The sequence below is a fragment of the Roseobacter sp. GAI101 genome, assembly GCF_000156335.1.
Classification (GTDB): Bacteria; Pseudomonadota; Alphaproteobacteria; order Rhodobacterales; family Rhodobacteraceae; genus Sulfitobacter.
In genome coordinates this window covers 1611947-1637725 of the sequence record NZ_DS999213.1, presented here as the reverse complement: position 1 = coordinate 1637725, position 25779 = coordinate 1611947, and the positions used below count along the sequence as shown (strand labels likewise).

The 25779-nt window shown below is 61.2% G+C and carries 23 protein-coding genes and 1 pseudogene; 19 read left to right on the top strand and 5 right to left on the bottom strand.

Translation table 11 applies throughout. The features are described from left to right. The first annotated feature begins 67 nt into the window (after positions 1-67). Genes RGAI101_RS07690 through cysG form a run of 7 tightly spaced genes read left to right on the top strand, consistent with a single transcriptional unit; the run spans position 68 to position 10536 of the window. Positions 68-1141 (top strand): ABC transporter permease, encoded by a 1074-nt coding sequence (locus RGAI101_RS07690; RefSeq protein WP_008226878.1) that lies wholly within the window; start codon positions 68-70, stop codon positions 1139-1141. A gap of 5 nt (positions 1142-1146) precedes the next feature. After that, positions 1147-2835: an ABC transporter ATP-binding protein gene (locus RGAI101_RS07685; protein WP_008225320.1), complete on the top strand. Its 1689-nt coding sequence runs from the start codon at positions 1147-1149 to the stop codon at positions 2833-2835. A gap of 4 nt (positions 2836-2839) precedes the next feature. Continuing rightward, positions 2840-5278: a nitrite reductase large subunit NirB gene (gene nirB / locus RGAI101_RS07680; protein ID WP_008229065.1), complete on the top strand. Its 2439-nt coding sequence runs from the start codon at positions 2840-2842 to the stop codon at positions 5276-5278. Beyond that, the gene (gene nirD / locus RGAI101_RS07675) at positions 5275-5610 is read left to right on the top strand and encodes a nitrite reductase small subunit NirD (protein WP_008228559.1); all 336 of its coding nucleotides are present in this window, start codon (positions 5275-5277) and stop codon (positions 5608-5610) included. The genes nirB and nirD overlap by 4 nt, the downstream gene beginning before the upstream one ends. Beyond that, positions 5607-8183: a nitrate reductase gene (locus RGAI101_RS07670; protein WP_008225902.1), complete on the top strand. Its 2577-nt coding sequence runs from the start codon at positions 5607-5609 to the stop codon at positions 8181-8183. The genes nirD and RGAI101_RS07670 overlap by 4 nt, the downstream gene beginning before the upstream one ends. Beyond that, a complete protein-coding gene (locus tag RGAI101_RS07665; protein ID WP_008226764.1) occupies positions 8180-9115 on the top strand; it encodes a glycosyl transferase family 3 in 936 nt (311 codons plus the stop codon). The genes RGAI101_RS07670 and RGAI101_RS07665 overlap by 4 nt, the downstream gene beginning before the upstream one ends. After that, entirely contained in the window at positions 9112-10536 is a 1425-nt protein-coding gene (gene cysG / locus RGAI101_RS07660; protein WP_008225956.1) for a siroheme synthase CysG, read from the top strand. Before RGAI101_RS07665 ends, cysG begins: the two co-directional genes overlap by 4 nt. Positions 10537-10742: 206 nt before the next feature. Here the strand turns inward: cysG and tkt are convergent, their stop codons facing one another. Further along, positions 10743-12716, bottom strand: coding sequence for a transketolase (tkt, locus tag RGAI101_RS07655; RefSeq protein WP_008228267.1), 1974 nt, complete (start codon positions 12714-12716; stop codon positions 10743-10745). A 14-nt stretch (positions 12717-12730) separates the two neighbouring features. Continuing rightward, a complete protein-coding gene (locus RGAI101_RS07650) occupies positions 12731-13900 on the bottom strand; it encodes a pyridoxal phosphate-dependent aminotransferase (RefSeq protein WP_008228198.1) in 1170 nt (389 codons plus the stop codon). 183 nt (positions 13901-14083) lie between these two features. Here RGAI101_RS07650 and RGAI101_RS07645 point away from each other — a divergent pair, with 183 nt between their 5' ends. From RGAI101_RS07645 to RGAI101_RS07620, 6 genes are all read left to right on the top strand, one after another. Further along, on the top strand, positions 14084-14938 hold the full coding sequence (locus RGAI101_RS07645) for a transketolase (RefSeq protein ID WP_008228953.1): 855 nt from the start codon (positions 14084-14086) through the stop codon (positions 14936-14938). Next, complete coding sequence (locus tag RGAI101_RS07640; protein ID WP_008226844.1) at positions 14935-15966, top strand: transketolase family protein; 1032 nt, start codon at positions 14935-14937, stop codon at positions 15964-15966. The genes RGAI101_RS07645 and RGAI101_RS07640 overlap by 4 nt, the downstream gene beginning before the upstream one ends. A 31-nt stretch (positions 15967-15997) precedes the next feature. Next, the gene (locus RGAI101_RS07635; RefSeq protein ID WP_008226627.1) at positions 15998-16753 is read left to right on the top strand and encodes an SDR family NAD(P)-dependent oxidoreductase; all 756 of its coding nucleotides are present in this window, start codon (positions 15998-16000) and stop codon (positions 16751-16753) included. 64 nt (positions 16754-16817) lie between these two features. Then, positions 16818-17783 (top strand): TRAP transporter substrate-binding protein, encoded by a 966-nt coding sequence (locus RGAI101_RS07630; RefSeq protein ID WP_008229132.1) that lies wholly within the window; start codon positions 16818-16820, stop codon positions 17781-17783. A 29-nt stretch (positions 17784-17812) separates the two neighbouring features. After that, complete coding sequence (locus RGAI101_RS07625; RefSeq protein WP_254655255.1) at positions 17813-18355, top strand: TRAP transporter small permease; 543 nt, start codon at positions 17813-17815, stop codon at positions 18353-18355. Between the two features lie 9 nt (positions 18356-18364). Continuing rightward, positions 18365-19621 (top strand): TRAP transporter large permease, encoded by a 1257-nt coding sequence (locus RGAI101_RS07620; RefSeq protein WP_008226113.1) that lies wholly within the window; start codon positions 18365-18367, stop codon positions 19619-19621. A gap of 7 nt (positions 19622-19628) precedes the next feature. On the opposite strand, the pseudogene RGAI101_RS07615 reads toward RGAI101_RS07620, so the two are convergent. After that, positions 19629-20615 (bottom strand): annotated as a pseudogene (locus RGAI101_RS07615) (LysR substrate-binding domain-containing protein). A 254-nt stretch (positions 20616-20869) separates the two neighbouring features. On the opposite strand from RGAI101_RS07615, the gene RGAI101_RS07610 reads away from it, so the two are divergent. From RGAI101_RS07610 to RGAI101_RS07595, 4 genes are all read left to right on the top strand, one after another. Next, the gene (locus tag RGAI101_RS07610; protein WP_037227688.1) at positions 20870-21226 is read left to right on the top strand and encodes a hypothetical protein; all 357 of its coding nucleotides are present in this window, start codon (positions 20870-20872) and stop codon (positions 21224-21226) included. Positions 21227-21312: 86 nt separating this feature from the next. Continuing rightward, positions 21313-21861 (top strand): EF-hand domain-containing protein, encoded by a 549-nt coding sequence (locus RGAI101_RS07605; RefSeq protein WP_037227686.1) that lies wholly within the window; start codon positions 21313-21315, stop codon positions 21859-21861. A gap of 44 nt (positions 21862-21905) precedes the next feature. After that, a complete protein-coding gene (locus RGAI101_RS07600) occupies positions 21906-22562 on the top strand; it encodes a cytochrome b/b6 domain-containing protein (protein WP_008228926.1) in 657 nt (218 codons plus the stop codon). 145 nt (positions 22563-22707) lie between these two features. Further along, entirely contained in the window at positions 22708-23049 is a 342-nt protein-coding gene (locus RGAI101_RS07595; protein ID WP_037227684.1) for a hypothetical protein, read from the top strand. Positions 23050-23137: 88 nt separating this feature from the next. Here the strand turns inward: RGAI101_RS07595 and RGAI101_RS07590 are convergent, their stop codons facing one another. Continuing rightward, on the bottom strand, positions 23138-23869 hold the full coding sequence (locus tag RGAI101_RS07590) for an LrgB family protein (RefSeq protein WP_008227208.1): 732 nt from the start codon (positions 23867-23869) through the stop codon (positions 23138-23140). Next, positions 23862-24209: a CidA/LrgA family protein gene (locus tag RGAI101_RS07585; protein WP_037227682.1), complete on the bottom strand. Its 348-nt coding sequence runs from the start codon at positions 24207-24209 to the stop codon at positions 23862-23864. Before RGAI101_RS07585 ends, RGAI101_RS07590 begins: the two co-directional genes overlap by 8 nt. Positions 24210-24384: 175 nt before the next feature. Between RGAI101_RS07585 and gph the strand changes: the two genes are divergently transcribed. Together gph and phnD are read left to right on the top strand one after the other, a co-directional pair. Then, on the top strand, positions 24385-25062 hold the full coding sequence (gene gph, locus RGAI101_RS07580) for a phosphoglycolate phosphatase (protein ID WP_254655254.1): 678 nt from the start codon (positions 24385-24387) through the stop codon (positions 25060-25062). Positions 25063-25132: 70 nt separating this feature from the next. After that, on the top strand, positions 25133-25779 hold a 647-nt coding region (phnD, locus tag RGAI101_RS07575), incomplete at its 3' end, for a phosphate/phosphite/phosphonate ABC transporter substrate-binding protein (protein ID WP_037229226.1).

Genomic DNA, 25779 nt, shown 5'->3' with positions numbered 1-25779 from the left:
GCTTCCCTTCCCCGCGACAGCCGTTGCGGGGGCACCTTTTCTACGTCCCGATCAAAGGATTCCCGTCATGTCCGTCACCGACCCCGACACATTGAGCAACGAGGCAAAGCGCGCGCGCCTTTTCACCCGCATCAACAAGGCCGACAACTGGTTTCAGGTTCTGGGCCTTGCGTGGATCACACCGGTCTTGAAGGCTGCGGCAGGGGATAACCCACGCGCCCAGATGGGTGAAATCTGGCGTCTGCTGGGCGTGCCGCTTCTGGCGATCGTGATCTTCCTGCTGGCGTGGGGCATACTTGCACCCAAGGTTCAGACGTCATTGGGGGCGGTCCCAGGTCCCGCACAGGTCTGGGAACAGGCCATCAGCCTGAATGCCGACGCGATCCGAGAACGCAAGAAGGAAGCCGCCTTTTATGACCGTCAGGATGTGCGCAATGCAAAGCTGGTCGCGGACGGCAGGGCGGATGACGTCAAGCAGCGTGAATACACCGGCAGGCCCACATATTACGCGCAGATCTGGACGTCGATCAAAACCGTCTTCTTCGGGTTTCTGATCGCATCGCTGGTTGCCATTCCGCTGGGCATTGCAGCGGGCCTGTCCAAGACGGCCAATGCCGCGCTGAACCCGCTGATCCAGATTTTCAAACCCGTTTCACCCCTGGCATGGTTGCCCATCGTGACGATGATCGTATCGGCGGTCTACGCCAGCAACGACGGGATGTTTTCCAAATCCTTCCTGATCTCGGCAATCACGGTCACCCTGTGTTCGCTTTGGCCCACGCTGATCAACACGGCCCTTGGCGTCAGCAGCATCGACAAGGACCTCGTCAGCGTCAGCCGCGTGTTGAAGATGAACACATGGACCAAGATCACCAAGCTGGTGTTGCCCTCGGCGCTGCCGCTGATCTTCACCGGGTTGCGCCTGTCGCTCGGGGTCGGCTGGATGGTGCTGATCGCCGCGGAAATGCTGGCGCAGAACCCCGGTCTGGGCAAATTCGTCTGGGATGAATTCCAGAACGGTTCCTCGCAGTCTTTGGCCAAGATCATGGTCGCGGTCTTTACCATCGGGATCATCGGCTTCCTGCTGGACCGAGTGATGTTCGCGCTGCAATCCATGTTTACCTTTTCGGCAAACCGGTGAGCGATATGAGCATTCTTTCCATCAAGGACGTGAACAAGGGCTTTGGCGTGGGGACACATCGCGCAGAAGTTCTCAAGGGGATCAACCTCGATGTGCGGGAGGGCGAATTTCTGGCCATCCTCGGATTTTCCGGCACGGGAAAATCCACGCTGATGAACCTGATTGCGGGTCTCGAGATGCCCGACAGCGGCACGCTGACCTATCGCGGGGCACCGATCACCGAACCGGGGCCGGAACGCGGTCTGATCTTTCAAAGCTATTCGTTGATGCCCTGGCTGACCGTCGGCGGCAACGTGGGGCTGGCTGTCGATGCGGTCTTTCCCAAACTGTCCAAGGCAAAGCGGCAGGAAAAGATCGACCACTACGTGTCGATGGTCGGCCTGTCCCACGCCACAGGCCGCCGTCCTGCCGAACTGTCGGGCGGGATGCGCCAGCGGGTCGCCGTCGCGCGTGCTTTGGCGATGAACCCTGAAATGTTGCTTCTGGACGAACCGTTGTCGGCGCTGGATGCACTGACGCGGGCCAATCTGGCGGATGAAATCCTCGAGATTTGGGAGCAGGACAAAAAAACCTGCATCCTGATCACCAACGACGTGGACGAGGCAATCTTGCTGGCCGATCGCATCGTGCCCCTGAACCCTGACGGTACCCTGGCAGACCCGATCACGGTCGACATTCCGCGCCCCCGTGACCGGATGGCGATGAACAACGATGCCACATTCAAGGCCTTGCGGGCCGGCGTTACCAAGTATCTGATGGATGTTGGCATCGAGGCGAAGGTCGAAGAGATCAAGACGCTGCCGAAGGTGACCCCGATACATGCGGTCCCCAAAGTAGTGGCCGAGGCGCAGCAAAGCCCGATTGAAGAACGCTATCTGACCTTCTCGCAACTGCACAAGATCTATCCCACCCCCAAAGGCCCGCTGACCGTGGTCGAAAATTTCGACCTCAAGATCAACAAGGGCGAATTCATCTCGCTTATCGGGCATTCCGGCTGTGGCAAATCCACCGTCCTGACGATGGCGGCCGGGCTCAATCCGATCTCTAAGGGGGCAATCCGGCTGGACGGCTGGAACGTCGAGGGCGCAGACCCCGAGCGTGCCGTGGTCTTCCAGTCGCCGAACCTTTTCCCGTGGCTGACCGCCAAAGAGAACGTGGCGATCGGGGTCGACAAGGTCTACCCCAAGGCAAGCCAGGCCGAACGGCAGGATGTGATCGAATACTACCTCGAACGTGTCGGTCTGGCCGACAGCATGGACAAGAACGCGGCATCCTTGTCGAACGGCATGAAGCAGCGCGTGGGCATCGCGCGGGCCTTTGCCCTGTCGCCCAAATTGCTGCTGCTGGATGAACCTTTCGGGATGCTTGACAGCCTGACCCGCTGGGAGCTGCAGGAAGTGCTGATGGAAGTGTGGTCACGCACCAAGGTTACTGCCGTCTGCGTGACCCATGACGTGGACGAGGCGATTTTGCTGGCTGACCGCGTGGTGATGATGACCAACGGACCCCAGGCGACCATCGGCAAGATCACAGACGTGAAACTGCCGCGCCCGCGCACCCGAAAGGCGCTGCTGGAGCATCCCGACTACTACAGCTACCGGCAGGAGGTTCTCGACTTCCTTGAGGAATACGAGCATGGCAACACCTCCAAGACGACGTCTGCCGCCCCCAGAAAAACCATTGCAGCGGAGTGAAGAGATGAAACAGAAGCTGATCATCATCGGGGCGGGCATGGCCACGGGCCGTGCGCTGGAAACCCTGCTGGACACGGCCCCCGACGCGTATGACGTGATCCTGTTCAACGCAGAGCCGCGTGGAAACTACAACCGCATCATGCTGTCGCCCGTGTTGGCGGGGGACAAAACCTATGCCGAGATCGAGACACACACACCGCAGTGGTACGCCGACAATGGCGTGACCTGCCGCTTTGGCGAAAGGATTGCCGGGATCGATCGCGCGGCCAAGACGGTGACGGCGCAGAATGGCGATGTGCTGAGCTATGACAAGCTCATGTTCGGCACCGGATCAAATCCCTTCATCATTCCGTTGCCGGGGCACTATCTGGAAGGTGTCATCGCCTACCGTGATCTTGAGGATACCGAGCGGATGATGGGCCTTGGCCCCGACAACACCTGCGTGGTGATCGGTGGCGGTCTGTTGGGTCTTGAGGCTGCCGCAGGCATGGCCGCGCGGGGCGTCAAGGTCACAGTCGTGCATATCATGGGCCACCTGATGGAACGGCAACTGGACGAAGCGGCGGGGTACCTGTTGCGCAAGGCCTTGGTGGACAAGGGCATCACGATCAAATGCTCGGCCAACTCCAAGGAGATTCTTGGCAAAGACGGTCACGTCCGCGCGCTTTTGCTGGATGATGGCACCGAACTGCCCTGCGATCTGCTGGTTATGGCCGTCGGCATCCGGCCCAACGTGGCCCTTGCCGCCGAGGCAGGGCTGGCCGTGGGGCGCGGCATTCATGTCGATGACCAGATGGTCACATCGGACGCAGACATTCTGGCCGTCGGTGAATGTGTGGAACATGACGGCGCAATTTTTGGCCTTGTTGCCCCGCTTTACGATCAGGCGCGGGTGGCGGCCAAGACGCTGCTGGGCGAGGCCGCAACCTTTGTGCAAAAGGAACTTTCGACCAAGTTGAAGGTCACCGGATGCGATCTGTTCAGCGCCGGCGATTTCGCCGATGGGGACGGGCGCGAAGATATTGTGTTCCGGGACCCCGGGCGCGGCGTCTACCGCCGTCTGGTGATCGAGAACGACATCATCATCGGCGCGGTCATGTACGGTGACACCGCTGACAGCAACTGGTTCTTCGGTCTGATCCGCGACAAGACCGATATCGCCCGGATGCGCGATACGCTGATCTTTGGCCCGGCTTATCAGGGGGGCACCCCGCTGGACCCGTTGGCAGCCGTTGCAGCCTTACCGCGTGATGCGGAAATCTGTGGCTGCAACGGCATTTGCAAAGGCCAGATCGAAGACGCCATCACGGCGGGTGCGACCGACCTTGGCGCAGTCAAGGCGACCACCAAGGCCTCGGCCTCCTGCGGGAGCTGCACCGGATTGGTCGAACAGGTGCTGGCCGTCACGCTGGGCGATGATTTCGTCCTGCCTGCCGCCGCGTCGATCTGCGCCTGCGCGGATATGACCCACGAGGACGTGCGCCGGATGATCAAATCCCGGCACCTGACGTCAATGCCGGCAGTCTGGCAGGAATGCGGCTGGAAAACCTCATGCGGGTGCCATGTCTGCCGCCCCGCGCTGAACTTCTATCTGCTGGCGGATTGGCCGCTTGAATATGCGGATGATCCGCAAAGCCGTTTCATCAATGAACGCAAACACGCCAACATCCAGAAGGACGGTACCTTTAGCGTAGTGCCGCGCATGTGGGGCGGGATCACCACACCGGACGAATTGCGTGCCATCGCCGATGCGGCGGATAAATACGCTGTGCCGACGGTCAAGGTGACGGGCGGTCAGCGGATCGACCTGCTGGGCGTCAGGGGCGAGGATCTGCCCGCCATCTGGGCAGATCTGAACGCAGCGGGCATGGTGTCGGGGCATGCCTATTCAAAAGGGTTGCGCACGGTAAAGACCTGTGTCGGCACCGACCATTGCCGCTTTGGCACCCAGGACAGTACCGGCTTGGGGATCAAGCTGGAAAAGACGCTGTGGGGGGCATGGACACCGCACAAGCTAAAGCTGGGTGTGTCAGGCTGTCCGCGCAACTGTGCAGAGGCAACGTGCAAGGACATCGGCGTCGTCTGTGTCGACAGCGGCTATCAGATTTCCATCGGTGGCGCGGCCGGGATGGATGTGCGCGAAACGGATCTGTTGGTGCAGGTGCCATCCGAACGCGAAGCGATCGACGTGATCAAGGCGATCACGCAGCTCTATCGCGAAAATGCCCGCTATCTTGATCGTATCTACAAGTGGATGAGCAAGGTGGGGGCGGACTGGATCAAGGAACGTGTGGTGGACGATCTTGAGGGGCGCGCAGCCCTGATTGCCGGGTTCGAACTGAGCCAGAGCATCTATCGCCGCGATCCGTGGGCCGATCACGTCCAGCAAAAAGCACAAAGCTATCAGCCTTTGGCAACCCTGCAGATGGAGGCCGCGGAATGAGCGACTGGATTGATATTGCCGCCCTGGACGACGTGCCCCAACGCGGGGCGCGGGTGGTCAAGACGCTGGCCGGTTGCGTCGCTGTGTTCCGGACTGCAACGGATGAGGTTTACGCCCTCAACAACAGTTGCCCGCACAAGGGCGGCCCTCTGGCGGAAGGCATTGTGCACGGGGACAAGGTGACCTGTCCGCTGCACAACTGGGTGTTTTCGCTGGAAACGGGCCAGGCACAGGGCGCGGACGACGGTCGTGTCGAAACCTATCCGGCAACGGTGGAAAACGGGCGGATTCTACTGGACAAGGCCGCCCTGAACCGACGTTCCGCCGCATGACCCTGACGCGCACCACATGCCCCTACTGCGGTGTCGGCTGCGGCGTTCTGGCTGGTGCAGATGGGACCATCAAGGGCGATCCCGATCATCCGGCGAACTTCGGGCGGCTGTGTTCCAAAGGGTCGGCGCTGGGCGAAACGATTGATCTCGAAGGTCGGCTCTTGCAACCGCAGATCGAAGGCCGTCCTGCCAGTTGGGACACGGCGCTTGATCTGGTCGCCCGCAAATTCGCGGATGCAATCCGTGATCACGGCCCCGACAGCGTTGCCTTCTATGTCTCGGGCCAACTCTTGACCGAGGATTACTACGTCGCCAACAAGCTGATGAAAGGCTTTATCGGATCAGCCAACATCGACACGAATTCACGGCTGTGCATGGCGTCGTCGGTGGCGGGGCACAAACGCGCCTTCGGGACCGATACCGTGCCGGGGACCTACGCCGATCTGGAACAGGCCGATCTGGTCGTGCTGGTCGGTTCGAACCTCGCGTGGTGTCATCCTGTGCTCTACCAGCGCATTGCAGCGGCCAAGCAAGCGCGCCCCGCGATGCGGGTCGTCAACGTCGATCCGCGCCGCACCGCGACCTGTGATCTGGCGGACATGCATTTGCGGGTGGCTCCGGACGGGGACATCGCCTTGTTCAACGGATTGCTTGCACATCTGGCGGCGTCCGGTGCGGTCGATGCCGATTATGTCGCACGCCATGTGAATGGTCTTGATGTGGCCGTGGCGACAGCCGGGCAGGCGGCCCCCTTGCACTCGGGGTTGACCGCCGCCGAGCTTGCCGACTTCTATGCCCTCTGGACCGCCATGCCCAAGGTCGTGACCGTCTATTCCCAAGGCGTGAACCAGTCTTCATGCGGCACCGACAAGGTGGGCGCGATCATCAACTGCCATCTTGCCACGGGCCGGATCGGCACGCCGGGCTGCGGCCCGTTTTCGGTCACCGGACAGCCCAACGCGATGGGCGGTCGCGAGGTTGGCGGCCTTGCCAACATGCTGGCAAACCACCTGGACATCGAAAATGCTGACCACCGCGCCACGGTTCAGGCATTCTGGGACAGCCCCACCATATGCAGGTCGGCGGGGCTCAAGGCAGTTGATCTGTTCAAGGCCTGCGCATCGGGCCGGATCAAGGCGCTGTGGGTGATGTCCACAAACCCTGCCGTTTCCATGCCGGATGCAGATGGGGTGGCCCGCGCCATCGCCAATGTCCCTTTCGTCGCCGTCTCGGACATCATGGCGCGCACGGATACGGGCGATCTGGCCGATGTGCTGCTGCCTGCAACGGGTTGGGGCGAAAAGGACGGTACCGTCACAAATTCCGAGCGCCGCATCTCGCGCCAGCGGGCATTTTTGCCCGCACCCGAAGGGGCACGGCCGGATTGGCGCATCATTTGCGATGTGGCAGCCCGGATGGGGTTCGGGGATGCCTTTGCCTATCAGACACCTGCGGAGATTTTTGCGGAATACATCGCGCTGGACGCAGCCTCGCGCCGTTTTGGCCGTGATTTGGACCTGAGTATATTTGCCGATGCCGATTACGCGCAGCTGATCCCCACCCAATGGCCGCGCAATGACATGCGGTTCTTTGCGGACGGGCAGTTTTACCACCCCGATGGCAAGGCACGGATGATACCGGTCGAAACACCCGTGCCGCAGCACGCGGGTCTGATCCTGAACACGGGTCGCAACCGCGACCAGTGGCATACGATGACACGGACCGGAAAGTCGCGCAGGCTGGGCGCACATCTGGCTGAACCCTATCTGGAAATCCACCCCGAGGATGCTGCCGGTATCAACGCGGCCCATGGTGATCTGGTCGAGGTCAGAAATACCCTTGGCACGACGATACTGCGCGCACTCGTTACCGACCGCGTCACGCAAGGCGCGCTGTTTGCCCCGATGCACTGGACGCGCCAGACCGCGCGCAACGGCACGATCAACAGCGTGATCACCCCCGCGACCGACCCCCATTCCGGCCAGCCCGCGCTCAAGCGGGGTGCCGTGTCTGTCAGCGTCTTCAGCGCGCGCTGGTACGGTTTTTTGACCTGCATCAACCAGCCAACCGCAGATACGGCCTATGCGGCGATTGCACGGACGCAGACGGGCTGGCAGGTGGAACTGGCGAGCCGGGATCTGCCGGCCGACTGGGTGGCGCAAGCACGCGCGGTCGCGCAACTGCCCGATGCCGAGGCGTCAGTGTTTGAGGACAGCACCAGTGGTGCGGTGCGGGTTGCGCTGTGCGAGGGCGGCGTGGTGCAGGCTGTGTTCTATGCAGCGCGTCAGCCGGTGATCCTGTCGCGTGCAGCAGCGATTGCGCATATCGGCACCACCGCCACACCGCTCGAGGCGCTTGCCGGGCGGATGGGGCAGGACCAGCCTGATCCGGGCACTGTGATCTGTGCGTGTTTCAGCGTCGGCCAGAATACGTTGCTGGCAGCGATCGCTGAGGGCGCGCAGTCCGTCCAGACCTTGGGCGAAGTGACATGCGCGGGTACGAGCTGCGGCTCTTGCAAGCCGGAACTGGCGCGTCTCGTCGCGCAAAACAAGCTCCGGGCGGCTGCGGAATGACGCTGGCACCCTTCGTCCGGATCGTCGCGCAGGGCAAGGGGCGTGCCCGCGCCCTGACGCTGGCCGAGGCGCAAGAGGCCATGACCGTGATCCTGGAGGGCCGCGCCGCCCCCGAGGCCGTGGGCGCGTTGCTGATGGTGCTTCGGCTGCGCGGAGAAGAGCCGCAGGAAATCGCAGGCTTTACCGCCGCCTTGCGGGCAAGTGTGGCGGACATGCTGCCTGCTGCCGATCTCGATTGGCCCAGTTATGCCGCAGGGCGCAGCCGCGGTGCACCGCTATACCTGCTGGCCGCACGGCTGGTGGCACAGGCAGGGGTGCGCATTTCGATGCACGGCCACAACGCCTTTCAAAACGCCACTATGCGCGCCGAAGACATCCGCGCGCTGGTCGGACCACAGGTCCGGTATGACCCGCTTGTCACGCTGTCGCCCGAGGCGTTCCGCCTTCTTGATCTGCGGGCCGATCTTGGCCTGCGGTCCTGCATCAACACTGTTTTGCGCATGTGGAATCCGTCGCGTGCCGGTGCAACGGTTCAGGGGGTGTTTCACCCGTCCTACCGCAGTTTACAGGCCCGGGCAGCGTCGATGCTGGGACAACACAGGCTGAGCATCATCAAAGGCGGCGGCGGGGAATTCGAACGCCACCCGTCCAAGGATATCATCTGCTTCGGCCTGCGGAACGGTGCGCATATCCAGCAGCCAGCGCCGGCCCTGCTGACCGAAACCCGCCGCCTGCACGAAACCGGTGCCGCTGTCGACGCTCTTGCGCTTTGGCAAGGCCGCACGCAGGACGCGTTCGCCGAAGCGACCGTGACGGGCACAGCCGCCCTTGCGCTGTGGACCGTCGACCCAACCACCACCGTCGCACAGGCCCAGATCAAGGCGCAGGACTTGTGGGCCAACCGTGCCGCATATGAAGGATGTCGTGTATGAAAACCTTTCCCATGTTCATTCAAATGGCCGGCAGACGTGTCGTGATCGTCGGCGGCGCAGAGCAGGCGGCCCAAAAAGTGCGCCTCATGCTCAAGACAGATGCACATATCACGGTGATCAGCGACGCGCTGGAGGACGAGCTTGCCGCCCTGGCTGCCACGGGCCGGATCAGGCAGCAGCGCGGGCAGATACGAGGGGATGACTTTGCCGGTACCGCATTGGTGTTCATTGCAACCGGCTGCCCCGGTGCAGACCGCGCGCTGCATGCCCTGGCCAAGACCGCAGGGGCTTGTGTGAACGTGGTCGATCAGCCCGCGCTATGCGATGTGATCACCCCGTCGATCGTGGACCGTGATCCGGTGGTGGTGGCCATCGGGACCGAAGGCACTGCCCCGGTTCTGGCCCGCCAGATCAAGACGCAACTGGAACAGATGCTGGAACCGAATCTGGGCGATCTGGCAGCGCTTGCCGGGCGCTTGCGCGCAGGTGCGGCAGCCCGGCTTGCCCCTCGGGTGCGGCGCGATTTGTGGCGTTGGGTGTTCGGCGACGCCCCCCGGCGGAGCCATGCACGCGGTGCCGCGCGCGAGACCGCGCAGATGATCAAGCAGGCGATTGAAACCGGTGATTTTGGTCAGGACATGGGGGGAAGTGTCGCCCTGGTCGGCGCGGGCCCCGGTGCCAAGGACCTGATCACCCTGCGCGGTGTGCAGCGGCTTCAGGAAGCGGATGTGATCTATTATGATCGGTTGGTCGATCCCGAGATCCTCGAACTCGCCCGCAGGGATGCCGAGCGGATCTATGTCGGCAAAAGGCCCGGATGCCACAGCTGGCCCCAAGAGAAAATCACCCAAACCATGGTCGCTGCGGCAAGGAATGGCGCGCGGGTCGTCCGCTTGAAATGTGGCGACCCTGCAATTTTCGCCCGCAGCCTTGAAGAGATGGACGCCCTGCGTGCAGCCGCAATTCCGTTTGAAATTGTCCCCGGGGTCACGGCCGCCTGCGGGGCTGCGGCGGCCAGCGCGCAGACGCTGACCGAACGCGATGCCATCGACACGCTGATCCTGACGACGGGGCATTTTTCAGGCGGATATGGCGTGCCGGACGCGATCAAAAATCTCGCGCCCGGCAGTTGCGTCGCCCTTTATATGGCGGTCACCGCAGCACAAAGCGTCAGCGCGCACCTTTCGGCCAAAGAGGGCGCGGATGATATCTGTGTGACCATCGTTGCGAATGCCCAGTCCGATGCGCAGATCATCGCGATCTGTGATGTTCAATCCTTGCCCTCGGTCCTTGCCCAGCACGGGATCAAGAATACGGCAACGATCCTGATAAAATGGCGCAAGAAAGGAGCCCAGGTTCAGCCGCTCTTGAGGGTCGCGCATTCTGGTCCGCGGGATGTCATTGCCGCTGTCCCCCTCTGAGAGGCTTGGCGTGCCGCCGACCGATAGAATGCTAGCGGTCCGGGCTTAAGCAAAATGTAACCCGGCAGTGAATTAGCCGCCCGTCAAGTCACCCGCGAGGCGGCAAATACCATGCAGTCCGGTTCATTGGAACGGGGCTGCATGCTGAGACAGGCGTTTGCACAACACAAAAGACCGGGCAAGGGCGGCGGACAGGTACGGCTTGCTCAGCGCGCCTTTTTCCCCGCCATGGTCGTGGCGGCTGTGACGATGGCATCAACCGAAATGCCAAAATGCTCATACAGTTTGGCGGACTGATCCGATGCCCCGAACCCGCTCATGCCGATGAAATGACCGTTCTCCCCAAGCCAGCGCTCCCAGCCGAACTTCATGGCGGCCTCTATGCCGATGCGCGGCGCGGTTCCGATGACGCTGGCCCGATAGTCTGCATCCTGCGCATCGAAAAGTTCCCAACAGGGCATGGACACCACGGCGGCTTGAATGCCCATCCCCGCAAGCGCCTGCTGTGCTGTCACGGCAAGGCCGACTTCGGTACCGCTTGCCATCAAGGTGATATCGCGCGCGCCATCCGCTTCGTGCAGGACATATGCCCCGCGTGCGGTCAGGTTCTCGGTGCAGGTGTCACGCACCTGATCCGCAGGCTGCCTCGACAATGCAAACAGGCTGGGACCATCTGTCGCCTCCATTGCCAGCGCCCATGCTTCGGCGGTCTCGACGGCGTCGGCCGGGCGGAACACTTTCATGTTCGGCATGGCGCGGAAACTGGCAAGGATTTCGACCGGCTGGTGGGTCGGCCCGTTGCTGCCCACACCGATGCTGTCGTGGCTGAACACGAAAAGCGCGGGAAGACCCATCACCGCCGCCATGCGCATTGCGGGTCTCTCGTAATCGGCGAAGGCAAGATAGGTGACATTCACGGGCCGCAAGCCGCGGTGGGCGGCGATCCCGTCACACATCGACCCCATCAGATGTTCGCGCACGCCGCAGTGGACATAGCTGCCTGAATGGTCGGATGCGTCAAAGGCAATCCGGCTGCGTTTGTGGTTTGTCGGAGCCTCGAGATCGGCGCACAGGACAAGGGTGTCAGGCAGTGTCCGGGCCAGTGCATCACAGACTTCACCAGACGACTGGATCGTCGGGCGGGGGGTACGCAGCGACGCCTGATCTTTGGTGATACCTTGCATTGCGGCAGTCCAGTCCTTTGGCAAAGCGCCGCTGGTCCACTGGTGAAAGGTCGTCGCCGATGCATGGTCGTCGATCCGGGATCGCCATGCCGCATGTGCCTGCGTGCCGCGTTCCATACAGGCGGCCCAGTCGTGGCGTACGATTTCGGGCAGATAAAACGGCGCGTGGTCCCACTTCAGTAAGGCCCGCGCCTCGTCGGAATCCGCCTGGGTCAAGGGGGCGCTGTGACCGCTGCGCTGGCCTTGCAGGCGCGGAATGCCGCGGGCAATCACGGTGCGGCAAGCAATCAGGGACGGTCGCGGATCGGCCTTGGCGGCATCCATCGCGGCCGAGACGGCTTCGATGTCGTGGCCATCAACGGCTTGCACATGCCAGTTGGCGGCTTGGAACCGCGCCGGTACATCTTCGCTGATCGACAGGTCTGTCGTTCCGTAATCGGTGATGTGGTTGTCATCCCAAAGGAACGTCAGCTTGCCCAGTTGCAGGTGACCGGCCAGTGATATTGCTTCCTGGCCGACACCTTCCTGAAGGCAGCCGTCGCCGACAAAGGCCCAGGTGCGGTGGTCCACAAGGTCGGACCCGAATTGCGCGGCCAGCCGCGCTTCGGCCACGGCCATCCCGACAGAGCAGGCGATTCCCTGACCCAGAAGCCCGGTCGTCAGCTCGATGCCTGCCTCTTGCTCGATTTCGGGATGCCCCGCGCAGACCGATCCCAGCTTGCGGAAAGACTTGAGCGCGTCGGTGGTGACATGCGCGTAGCCTGCCAGATGCAGCAAGGAATATAGCAGCATCGACCCGTGTCCGTTGGACAGCACCACACGGTCGCGATCAGGCCAAAGCGGGTCCTTCGGGTCCACCTTGAGGTGACGGGCATAAAGCGTCGCCGCGATTTCGGCCATGCCCAAAGGCACCCCCTGATGGCCTTCGCCTGCGTTCAGGATGGAATCAAGGGCGGTGAAACGGATGGCGTGGGCCATCGACTGAATATCGGTCATCGCGCGGGGCCCTCTTATAAAATTTCGCGGATGCGACGGATCGCCTCGCTGATATTGTCGGTCGAATTGGCGTAGGAGAACCGCAGATAGCCTTCGCCGTAGCTGCCAAAGGACGTCCCCGCGACGGTCGCGACACCTGCCACATCCAGGAACCGGTCCTGCGCCTCGCGGGCGGTCATGCCGGTGCCTTCGATGTTGGGAAACGCATAGAACGCGCCGCCGGGGTCCGAGCAGCGCACACCGGGAAGGCTGTTCAGTTCTTCGACGATCAGCCTGCGGCGCGCGTCAAAGGCCACCATCATGTCGGCAACCGCATCTTGGGGGCCGGTCAGTGCTGCGATACCCGCGTATTGGGTGGCGGCATTCACGCAGGAATGGTCATTGATCGCCAGTTTGGTCGCGGGGCCGACAGCGTCGTCGGGCCAGACCGCGAAACCCAGACGCCAGCCCGTCATGGCATAGGTCTTGGACCAGCCATCCAGCACGATCAGGCGGTCGCGGATTTCGGGATATTGCAGCAGCGAAACATGCTCGCGGCCCTCGTACAACATCTGGCTGTAGATCTCGTCCGACAGCACGGCGACATGGGGGTGATCGGCCAGCCCGGCGACAAACTTGTCGATTTCGGCGCGCGGTGTCACGCCGCCAGTCGGGTTCGCGGGGCTGTTGATGATGATCAGCCGTGTGCGCGGCGTGATCTGGTCTAGAACGGCTTCGGCTGAAAAGGCAAAGCCGTTACTTTCCTCGAGGGCGATCGGCACCGGCGTGGCACCGGAATAGCGGATCACGCTTTCGTAGATCGGGAAGCCGGGGTTGGGGTACATGATCTCGACGCCGGGCTGGCCGAACATCAGCACGGCAAAGAACATCGTGGGCTTGCCGCCCGGCACGACGACCACGTTGTCGGGGTTCACCTCGACCTTGTGCCGTTTGTGCAGATCGGCGGCGACCGCTTCGCGCAGCGCGGGGATGCCGTTTGCGGGCGTATAGCCGTGATGGCCATCGCGCAGCGCCTTAATTCCGGCCTCGACGATATGGTCAGGCGTCTGGAAATCCGGCTGGCCGATGCCAAGGTTGATGATGTCGTGGCCCTGCGCTGCAAGGGCCTGCGCCCGCGCCAGTACCGTGAAAGCCGATTCTGTTCCCAAGCGCGACAAGCTGTCGGCAAAGATCATCTGTGACATAAAGTTCCTCCCTCAGTTTTCCGTTCTGGGCGCGGCCGCGCCCGTGCGGAATCGCCCGAGTAGTAGCCGATGATCGCGGGGAAAGTTGTTAAGAATTGCTAACGAGGTCTTTCAGTTTTCATACAATACGCGGCCATTTTACCTTGCTACCGTTGTCCCAGGTCGTCAACTCGGGAGGAGCAAATGACAGCTGAAACGCCACCGGGCGCATTCTCGAACATGTCCTTGGAGATGCGTGCGTGGAATATCCGTCGCAAAGCACTTCTGATGGGCGAAGTTCAGGGGCAGGGGTACATCGGACAGGCGCTTGGCGTCGCGGATGTGCTGGCCACATCCTATTTTCACGCCATGGACTTTCAGGCCGAAGACCCCGAATGGGAAGGGCGCGACCGCTTTTTGCTGTCGATCGGCCACTACGCCATCGCACTTTACGCCGTGCTGATGGAAGCGGGCATCCTGCCGGAAGAAGAGCTTGAGACCTACGGCATGGACGACTCTCGGATGCCGATGTCGGGCATGGCGTCCTATACCCCCGGCATGGAAATCACCGGCGGATCGCTGGGCCATGGTCTGGGCATCGCCGTCGGCATGGCGATGGGGCTGAAACGCAAGAAAAACCCGGCGTTCGTCTATAACCTGATGTCTGACGGCGAGCTTGACGAAGGCTCAACCTGGGAAGCGGTGATGTCCGCGGTCCAGTGGAAGCTGGATAACCTGATCTGCATCGTCGACTTCAACAACCAGCAGGCCGATGGCCCGACGCGCGACGCGCTGGCGGTCGGGGCCGAAGCGCCGAAATGGGAAGCGTTCGGCTGGTTCGCGCAAGAAGTGGACGGCAATGACCTGGACGCTTTGGTTGCCGCCTTTGATGCGGCGCGCGACCTTACCGACGCCAGACCCCGTGTCATCATTTGCAACACGACCATGTGCAAGGGCGTCGATTTCCTCGAGGCCCGCGAGATCACCCATTTCGTCCGCGTCGAAGCGGATGAATGGTCCAAGGCGCTCGCCAAGCTGGAAGAAGGAAAGCCACAATGACCCTTGCTTCGATGGCCCGCAAATACGAGCCGCGCCGCGTCGCGCAAACCAAGGTTGCAACCTCGGCGATGATCGCGTCGCTGGCGGCCGAAGGGTATGACACCGTAAACGCGCCTTTCGGTCACGCGCTGGTCGAACTTGCCAAAAAGGACAAGCGGATCGTCGGCCTGTCTGCTGACCTGTCAAAATACACCGACCTTCATATCTTTGCCAACGAGATGCCGGAGCGGTTCTACCAGATGGGCATGGCCGAGCAGTTGTTGTTCTCTGCCGCCTCGGGGCTGGCGCGTGAAGGATTCATTCCATTCGCGACGACCTACGCGGTGTTTGCATCGCGCCGGGCCTATGACTTTATCGCAATGGCGATTGCCGAAGAAAATCTGCCGGTCAAGATTGCCTGCGCGCTGCCGGGCCTGACGACGGGCTATGGGCCAAGCCATCAGGCAACCGAAGACCTCGCCATTTTCCGGGGCCTGCCGAACATGGTGCTGATTGATCCCTGCGATGCCGCCGATGTCGCAGGCATGGTCCCTGCGATGGTTGCCCATGACGGCCCTGTCTATGCGCGTCTGTTGCGGGGCAAGGTGCCATCGGTGCTGCGCAAGCACAAACCGGATTACAAATTCGAACTGGGCAAGGCGCAGATGATCCGCGAAGGCCGGGACGTGCTGGTGATTTCCACGGGCATCATGACGATGCGGGCGCTGGATGCCGCCGTGAAACTGGCGGATGACAATGTCGATGTCGGCGTGTTGCACGTTCCCACGATCAAGCCGCTGGACGTTGAGACCATCCGCGCCGAGGCGGCAAAGCAAGGCCGGCTGGTCGTTACGGCAGAAAACCACACGGTCAACGGGGGGCTGGGCGAAGCCGTCGCCACTACCTTGCTGACCGCCGGGATCGCGCCGCAGTTCCGCATGATCGGGTTGCCGGATGAATTTCTGGAAGCCGGTGCACTGCCAACGTTGCACGAAATGTACGGTCTTTCGGTCGACAAGGTCGCCGAGCGGATCAAGAGCTGGCTTTAAGCCAGAAGTTTTAACGGGAGGAGAAGAGGCTATGGGCCTTCTTGACGGAAAAATCGCGATCATTACAGGGGCGGCAAGCCCGCGTGGTCTGGGAAAGGCGACAGCCAAGCTGTTTGCCGAACATGGTGCCACGATCGTCATCATGGACCTTGATGCGGATCAGGCAAGTGCCGCCGCCAAGGACCTGCCCGGCGAAGGGCACATCGGGTTGGCGGGCAATGTCGTTGACAAGGCAGCCTGCGATGCTGTCGCCAAGGCGACGCTTGACCAGTTCGGGCGCATCGACATTCTGGTGAACAACGCAGGCATCACCCAGCCGCTCAAGCTGATGGAGATCGGGCCGGACAATTACGATGCCGTGACCGACGTGAGCCTGCGCGGCACACTTTACATGAGCCAGGCCGTCATTCCGGCCATGCGCGCGCAGAAATCCGGGTCTATCGTCAACCTGTCGTCGGTGTCGGCGCAGCGCGGTGGCGGCATCTTTGGCGGCCCGCATTATTCGGCTGCCAAGGCCGGTGTTCTGGGCCTGACCAAGGCGATGGCCCGCGAACTGGCCCCCGACAACGTGCGGTCGAACGCAATCTGTCCCGGCTTTATCGCCACGGATATCACCGCTGGAAAACTGACACCGGAAATGCAAAAGACAGTGCTCGACGGTATTCCGATGGGGCGTGCGGGCGAAGCATCCGACGTGGCGGGCTGTGCCCTGTTCCTTGCCTCGGACCTGTCGGCCTATTGCACCGGCACCGAAGTGGACGTGAACGGGGGCTCGCTCATTCACTGAATTACCCAATACCCCTACGCATAAAGGGGCCTATCGACTATCTTCAAAAAGGGAGGAAACCATCATGAAGATCAACGTCTTGGCCATTCTGGCCGCAACTACCGCCTTTGCCGGTGCGGGGCATGCGGATGAAGTGATTTTCGCGCACGGTGCCAACCCAGGCAACCCGCGCTATGTCGCCGCCGAGAAATGGGCAGAGCTGTTTGCCACCTGCTCGGGTGGGGCGCACACCGTGAACCATGCGCCGTCCGCGACGATGGGCAACGATGTGGAAATGCTGACCTCTGCCACGGCAGGTGTCATCCAGGTTTCTGCAAACAGCCAGGGCGCAATGAGCCAGATCGTGCCGGAGATCGGCCTGCTGGGTCTGCCGTTCCTGTTCAAGGATTTGCCGACAGCCTGGGGCACTCTGGACGGCGAAGTCGGTGAAATGATCGACGCGCGTGCACAGAACGCCGGTCTCAAGATCCTCGGCTTTTGGGACAACGGCATTCGCAACGTCACGCACACATCGAAAAACGTGGCTGAACCGGGTGATCTGGCAGGGATGAAAATCCGCACGCCACCGGATCAGATGACCGTTGATATCTTTGAAGCCCTTGGCGCGTCACCGGCACCGCTGGCATGGTCCGAACTGCCGACAGCACTTCAGTCGGGTGTCTTCGACGGACAGGAAAACCCGCTGGTGAACATCTATTCCGCCAAGCTGCACGAGATCACACCCTACGTCACCTTGACCGGTCACAAGTACGAATCGACCCCCGTGGTGGCAGGTCTGGGCTGGTGGTCCGGTCTGGATGAAGCAACGCAGACCTGTGCGCTTGAAGCCACGGCCGAAGCAGGCAAGATCCAGCGCGATCTGGTCCTGTCGAGCGATGAGGATCTGCGTCCTGTGATGGAAGCCGAAGGCGCTATCTTTGCCGAGGCAGACAAGGCCGCGTATCAGGCCGCAACGGCATCGGTCTATGACAAATACGCGGAGCAGTATCCCGAGCTCGTGGCAGCGCTGCGGGAAGCGGCGGGTCTCTGATGTCGTCGGGGGCGCAGCTGCAGCCCGATGTGGAAAACAGGAAGGGGCGTTCGCGCCCCTTCCTGACAGCCGCAACGGGGTTGATTTCGGCCTTGGAGTGGAGCGGGAAGATCATCGCCTTCGCGATGCTTTCGCTTACCTTCCTGACCCTTCTGGTCAATGTCATCCTGCGCTATGCGACGGGGGCAGGCATCGCCTGGGCCTATGAGATTCACGCAATGACACTGCCTTGGCTCGTGGCGGGCGGCATCGTCATCGCCGCGGCGCGGGCGCGCAACATCGCGATCCTCCTGTTGCCCGACGCATTGAACGCCAACTGGCAGCGTGCCCTGATGATCGCCGTCAACATCATCATCTTGGTGATCTCGGTCAACGTTCTGGTGTCGAGCCAGCCGATCCTCAGAGCGTCCAAATTCCAGACGTTGTCGACGCTCGGGATAAAACAGATCTGGGGCTATTCAAGCCTTGTCTACGCCTTCGCCAGCATGGCGGTGATTGCGGCCCTCAGTGTGGTCCGCGTCGCATACATCGCTCCGGAAAAGAGCGACCCTGAACATTCAAGCCTTAGCTGAGGACACACCATGGCCGCTCCGATGATCTGGATTTTCTTTGCCTTGCTGGCCCTGTCCGTACCCGTGGCCCATGCGATGATTGGCGGCGTCGCCGCAGCGCTTTGGTTTGATGGCAAGCCTTTGGCGGTGATCGCGCAGCGCCTGTACACCCCGACGCAAAGCTTTCCGATGCTGGCAATCCCGTTCTTCATTCTGGCGGGCAACCTGATGATGTCGGGCAAGTTCGGCGTCTACCTTATCAACGTCGCGCGGCTGCTGGTCGGCAACATGCGCGGGGGCATGGGGCAGGTGTCGATCCTTGGGTCGGTGATGTTCGGCGGTGTCTCGGGTTCCGCCGTGGCGGATGCGTCGGCATTGGGGAACGCGTTGATCCCGGTCCAGCAGAAGGAAGGTTATCCGGGTGGTTTTGCCGCCGCGATCAACTCTGCCTCTTCGACCGTTTCGGTACTGATCCCGCCGTCGATCCCGCTGATCCTGTATGGCCTTGTCTCTAACGTTTCGATCGTGGACCTCTTCGTTGCGGGTATCTTGCCCGGCCTGATGTTGGGGATCGGGATGTTTGCCACCGTCTGGCTGGTGGCGCATCGCAAGAAGCTGCCGCGCTCCCCTTTGCCGGGCGGGTTCAAGGAATTCCGCGGCCAGCTTATAATCGCTTTTCCGGCGATGCTGATGCCCGTGTTCATCATCGGCACGCTGCGCTTCGGCATCGCAACCCCGACCGAGGTTTCGGTTCTGGCGGTCGCCTATGCGCTGCTGATATCGGGCCTTGTCTACCGCGACCTGACGTTCAAGGGCATCTGGGATGCCAGCGTAGACACGGCGATGATGACCGGCGCGGTTATGATCATCATCATGGCGTCCTCGACGATCCAGTGGGTGCTGACCGCTGAGCGTGTGCCACAAGAACTGGCGGAATGGGTTGCCGCGACCATCCAGAACCCCTGGATGATCATCCTCGCGTTGAATGTCGTGATGCTGATTGTCGGGGCGTTTCTTGACCTGCCGGCCGCCGTGCTGCTGCTGGGGCCGCTTTTCGTAACCATCGGCAATTCGATCGGCCTTGATCCCGTCCAGCTCGGCTTGATGATGGTCGTCAATCTGTCGATCGGGCTTTATACGCCTCCGGTAGGCACGACCCTGTTTATATCCGCTGCGATTGCGCGGGTCGGCATAGGGCAAACCGTCAAGGCGCTGATGCCGTTCTATCTGGTGGCGCTCATGGTCCTTCTCGCGATCTCGTTCATCCCTGCCTTGACCATCTACTGACGCCCGGTCACAGCGCCCAAGGTGTGACTTCGGTCATCTCAAGGTCGATTGCGGGTCTGAATTGGCAGCCCGCACGGATCAGCAGGGCGCGCGTTCTTTCTTCGTGTTCACGGGCTTCGGTGACGACCCAATGCGCAAAGCGTTTCACGATCCGCCGGTTCAGGTGGCGTGGCGGGCAGACGATCCAGTAGGCCATGAAATCGACCACCGGGAAAAGGGGCGCGAAGGGCACCAGTTCGCCGCGCTCCAACTCTCCATGGCACAAAACCGCGCTGTCGAGCGCAATGCCGGCACCTTGCTTGGCCATCTCGATGGACATGGAAGACCGGTCAAAGCGGAAAGGATAGGCGATGTCGGGCAGTTCGATCTGGTTGGCGGCAAGCCAGATGTCCCACCGCTAAAGCGTCTTTACGCTGTCGATCAGGCGGGCGTGCTTTAGCTGTTCGACCGGATCATCGCTTTGGCGTTGCAGCCAGGCAAGGTAATCGGGGTTGCACATCGGTAGCGATAGATCATTGACCACCGGTTCGACCGTCAGGCCGGACCAGTTGCCTACGCCGTAACGCAGGTCAAGATCGACCGCCTCGGTGTCAAAGGCACTGTAGTCAGGGGTGGCATCGACGCGAATGTTCCAGTCTGGATTTTGCTCGGCGAATGTGGCGATCCGGGGGCCAAGCCAGCGCACGCCGAAACTGGGGCTGACCCTGATCGTGATGTTGCGCATGTCTCGTTGCCGCCCGATGGCGCTGCTGGCGTTCCTGAGCGCGCGGAACGCCTGCGTCGTCGTCTGGAACAGCCGGTCGCCATCCAGCTTGAGGATCAACCGACGCTTTTCCCGCCGGAACAGTTTGACCCCAAGCTGGGATTCGAGTGACGTCAACTGCTGGCTCACGGCAGAGGGCGACACGCCCAGTTCCTGTGCCGCCTTGGTCACCGTGCCCAGTCGGGCGACGGCCTCGAAATATTCAGTGGCTTTAAGATTGATGTCTCGCATTCGCCTAGAATAGACGCGGATTGCACCAAGTGCCATCGCGTAACGAATGCGGTGATGTGATCCTGTCGTGAGGGTCGGGAGCCATGGCGTGCAACCTGGATTGGCCTGTCCGCATTGTCGACCGGGGCAGGTGAGGCGGGGTTTGGCCGACCCGCATCCTTCGTGCCGGGCGGATTGATCCGTATCAATACCACGGGGCGTGCGCATCCTATTTCTGGCGTCATGAGATTGAAGCCATTGGAAAGGAAATAGCGATGCGATGGCGTTTTTTCAGCCCGTTTGTACTGACGCTAGGTCTTGCCATGCCCGGCGTGATCCAGGCGCAGAATAAGACACAAGACCAATTACAAGATTGCGGCAGCCTGAATGCCCAAGATTGCGCGCTTTTGTTGCAGGTGCGCGAACAACTGATGGACTGCGACGGATCGGGGTCGGCCGAATGTGCCGATGTGCGCCGCGAGCGTGACCGCCTGCAGACCTGCGCCGATGCGGAGATGGATCAGGATCGCGACCGGGACCGCGATCGCGACAAGGATTGCGACCCTGCCTCTGACGGCGCGGGCGGGGACGGCGGCGCAGGTGGGGCCGGTGGCGGCTCCGGGAAGAACTAGGAACGGGGGCGTATGCGCAGACTGAACATGGTCTGCAGCACTTGCCCCTTGCTTGCATGATTTCATACATCCCGAAAGGAAAGAACATGAAACACGACCTTACATTTCGCGGCCTTGTCGCGTTTGTCGCAGTGATTGCCACATTGGCCACGGCAGCCCCGCTTCGGGCGCAATCCGACAAGGCGCAATCCGACAAGGCTCAATCCGAGATGACCGAAGAAACCGACGATGATGACCGGGATCACATGATGCCCTTCGGGTCCGGCTTATTTGGGCATTTGCATATGATGACCCTGCGTGTCGACGATGACGGCGACGGGAAGATCAGCGCCTCCGAGGCGTCCAAACATGCCAGCACGGCATTTGCCTATTTCGATGGCGACGGCGACGGCCAGATTTCGATGGATGAATTTCTGGACAACGCACCATGGGCCATGCCGATGGGGCGGCGCAGTCAGGAACGCCGGTACCAGAACCGGACAGAACGTTTCAAGGCGCTGGATGCGGATGGCGATGGCAACGTGACCTTGGCTGAATTCATGGCAAAGGCGCAGGAAAGCTATGAGGCGGCTGACGCCAACGGCGATGGCAACGTCACAATCTGGGAATTCCGGGCACAGCGGAAACCGTTCTGACGCGCGGGCGCGGCCACCGGAAAACCATAAGGGGGGATAGCGTCATGGCAGCATCTAGCCAGCAAAGCGTCAAGGTCTGGGACCCGTTCGTAAGGGTCTTTCACTGGTCCTTGGTGGTGGCCTTTCTGGCCGCATATTTCGTGGAACCCGAAGGCAGCAATTTGGCCGTTCACGTCTGGGCGGGATATGCTGTCGGGGGATTGGTGGTCTTGCGGATCATCTGGGGTTTCATCGGCCCCAAACATGCGCGGTTCAGTGATTTCCTTTTTGGTCCATTCGCGGCCCTGCGGTATCTGTTCAGCGTTTTCGGCGGCAATTCAAAGCGCTATCTGGGCCACAGTCCCGCGGGGGCATGGATGGTCTTTGCGCTTTTGACGGGACTGTCGGCAACGGTGATCAGCGGGATGTCCTACTACGGTCAGGTGGAAAACAAAGGCCCCCTTGGCGCGGTCTTTGCCGAGACGAAAGGGGCCACCGCAGCCGCAAGTACTGCCCTTGCGGACGAGGAGAATTCTGACGACGACGCAGCAGCACGTACGGATGATGCCGAAGACGAACGCCTCGAAGAGTTGCACGAAGCATTTGCCAACATAACGCTGGTGCTGGCCTTGCTGCATATCGGCGGGGTGATCCTGGCCAGTTTTGCGCATCATGAAAATCTGGCCCAGGCGATGATTACAGGCCGTAAAAGGCCAGAGTGATGTTTCCCAGATCAATGTTCGTATCTGTTCGAGATTCTAACGGTCGGAACGCCGCACCGTCCAAGATTTCGCGCCACACGATTGCGGCAAATCAATTTGCACCTGGCCCCGACGCGATAGCGTTTTCCAATCACAGGAGGTCATCATGAAGTGTCTCACATCAATCCTGTCGTGGCTTTTTGTCCTTGGGGTGGCGGGGTGCAACATGGAAATGTATCCGCAGCCCTATCGGTCCCCGGTGATATTGAGCGCAGAAGTCGCGCCCCACGTCTATCTTGTGACACCGTTAAGCCGGTCACGCTATTCGGTGGAATACATCCCCGGTGTCGTCACCGAAAGGGCCATCGTGGCAAGCTTTGCGCCCCGGTGCAGAGAAATTGGCCGCTCCGCTTTTCGGGCAGCGGGCCCGACGCGGCACCGGATCGTCCGGCACCATCGGTGGCGCAGGTCACAGGCTATCAATGTCTTCACGGTAATCTGCCGCTAAGCCTCTCGCACTTGCCTGTTCGTCTAAGATGGAATTGCTTACAGCATGTCAAACCTTCCCGTGACGTATCACGCGCATGCAGGGCCGGTCAGACGCTAAGCAAACCGACGAGAATGCCCCATATGATCGGCAACAACAGCGCCGTGGCAAGCGCGTTCAGCCCCATCGCAAGGCCTGAAAACGCCCCTGCCGTTTCATTGACCTGAAGCGCGCGTGCCGTGCCGATCCCGTGGCTTGCCGTGCCCATCGCCAGACCTCTTGCGCGCCAGTCCTTGACCCCGACAAGGTTCAGAATGCCCGGCCCGAACATGGCCCCGAAGATGCCCGTCGCAATCACAAGGACCGCCGTCAGGGACGGCAAACCGCCAAGCTCCTCTGCGATGGCCATCGCAACCGGAGCCGTGACGGATTTGGGGGCCAGGGACGCCAGTATCGGCAACGACCCGCCAAAGAACCAGGCCGTCGCCACCGCCGTGAGGATGGCAGTGAGTGATCCGGCAATCAGGCTGACTGCGATGGCAAGTGCAGACCGGCGCACGTTGTACCATTGCCGGTACAGCGGTACGGCCAGGGCGACCGTCGCGGGCCCCAGAAGAAAATGAACGAACTGCGCCCCTTCGAAATAGGTGCCATAGTCGGTGCCGGTGATCAAAAGCATCGCGACAAGCAGCAAGACCGCGCCAAGCACCGGGTTCAACAAAGGGTTTCGCCCGGCTTTCTCGAAGGCAAAGTTGGCCACCTGAAAGGCGACCAGCGTCATCGTCAGATGGAACAGCGGCGTCGCACTCAGATAAACCCAGGTGTCTTGCAGGCTATTCATCGGCACGCTCTTTTCCCAGCCATTGCATCAGTCGGGCCGTCACGACAATCGTGGCCAGCGTGCTGAAGATCAATGCGAGGCTGAGCGGCAGCAACGCCTCTCCCAACAGTTTGAAATGCAGCATCACGCCGGTCCCCGCCGGAACGAAAAGCAGGGACATTGAATTCAGAAGGCCGGTGGCCGTTTGATCCAACCCCTTGGGCACGGAGCCAATCGCGATCAGGAGAATGAAAAGCAAGACCATGCCGACGACGGGGCCGGGAACGGGCATCGCCAAGGCACCTACGGCAAGCTCTCCGGCCAGTTGGCAGACAAGTATCAACGTCAGATAGGCCAACATGGGGTTCTCATTTTCCAACCTGAAGAAAACGATGGCAGCTTCGACCTGTTCAATCAACCCCGGCAAAAGTCCATTGTCGGGGCGGTCGTCCCGGCGCGCCGCTTGCACAGATCAGAAGGATGAGCAGGGCGGGGCCAGGACTGCGCACCGGTATTTTGGCTTTGAAGAACCGCAAATGCCGCGATATGTAGCCCGCATGACATATCCCAAAGCGATCATCTTTGATCTGGACGGCACCCTGATCCACAGCGCGCCTGATCTTCACGCCGCCGCGAATGCGACCCTCACGTCCCTGGGGCGCGAGGCGCTGGATTTGCCGACCGTCATCTCGTTCATCGGGAACGGGGTCGAAAAGCTGGTTGAACGCAGCCTGGACGCCACAGGCGGCTACGACGCGGCGCAAAGGCAAACGGCCCTTGGTCTGTTCATGGACAGCTACAATCAGGACATGACGACACTGACCCGTCCTTACCCCGGCGTGATGGCGGCACTTGCGGCGTTTCAGGATGCCGGTGTTCCGCTGGGCATCTGCACCAACAAACCAACCGGACCGGCGCGCGAAATCTGTGAACGGCTGGATCTGACGCCGTACTTTCAGGTCATCGCAGGGGCAGAGGACGGGCAGGCCAAAAAGCCCGATCCGGCACCTTTGCTGGCCTGTATCGACGACCTGCGCGCCAAGCCGTCTGAGACTTTGTATGTCGGCGACAGCACGATCGACTATTTTACGGCCCGCAACGCGGATGTCCCGTTTCGATTGTACACAAATGGCTACTTGAACGCGCCTTTGCCGGACCTGCCAGAGGCAAGCCGGTTCGACGACTGGACGGCCCACGGCATTCCGACCGGCTGAAAAACGAACATAAACGCGCTTGCAAAATATTCCTTTCCGGTTAGCCTTTCGTATCTGGGAGGATATTTACATGAAATTAATGAATACACTTTTGTCTGGCGCTGCCATGGCATTTGCACTTTCGCTGGCGGCCCCCGTTGCGGCGCAGGATTGCCCGCGTGGTGATCTGGACAAGCGGTTTTGCGATGTGGACGGCGACCTGATCGCCGACACGCCCACCGATCCGGCGGAACAGGTTGATCCCGATACGTTGATCTTTGCCTATACGCCCGTCGAAGACCCCGCCGTCTACAAAGAGGCTTGGTCCGACTTCCTGACCCATCTCGAGGCGGAGACCGGCAAGAAGGTCATCTTCTTCCCGGTGCAGAACAACGCGGCGCAGATCGAAGCGATGCGGTCGGGACGTTTGCACATCGCGGGCTTCAATACGGGATCGAACCCGCTGGCGGTCAATTGCGCGGGGTTCAACCCGTTTACGATCATGGCGTCCAAGGATGGCAATTTCGGCTACGAGATGGAAATCATCACCTATCCCGGCTCGGGCATTGAAAAGGTCGAGGATATCAAGGGCAAGCAGTTGGCCTTTACCTCGCCGACGTCGAATTCCGGCTTCAAGGCCCCAAGCGCGATCCTGAAAAGCGACTTTGACCTGCTGCCCGACCGCGACTTCGAGCCAGTCTATTCCGGTAAGCACGACAACTCGATCCTGGGCGTCGC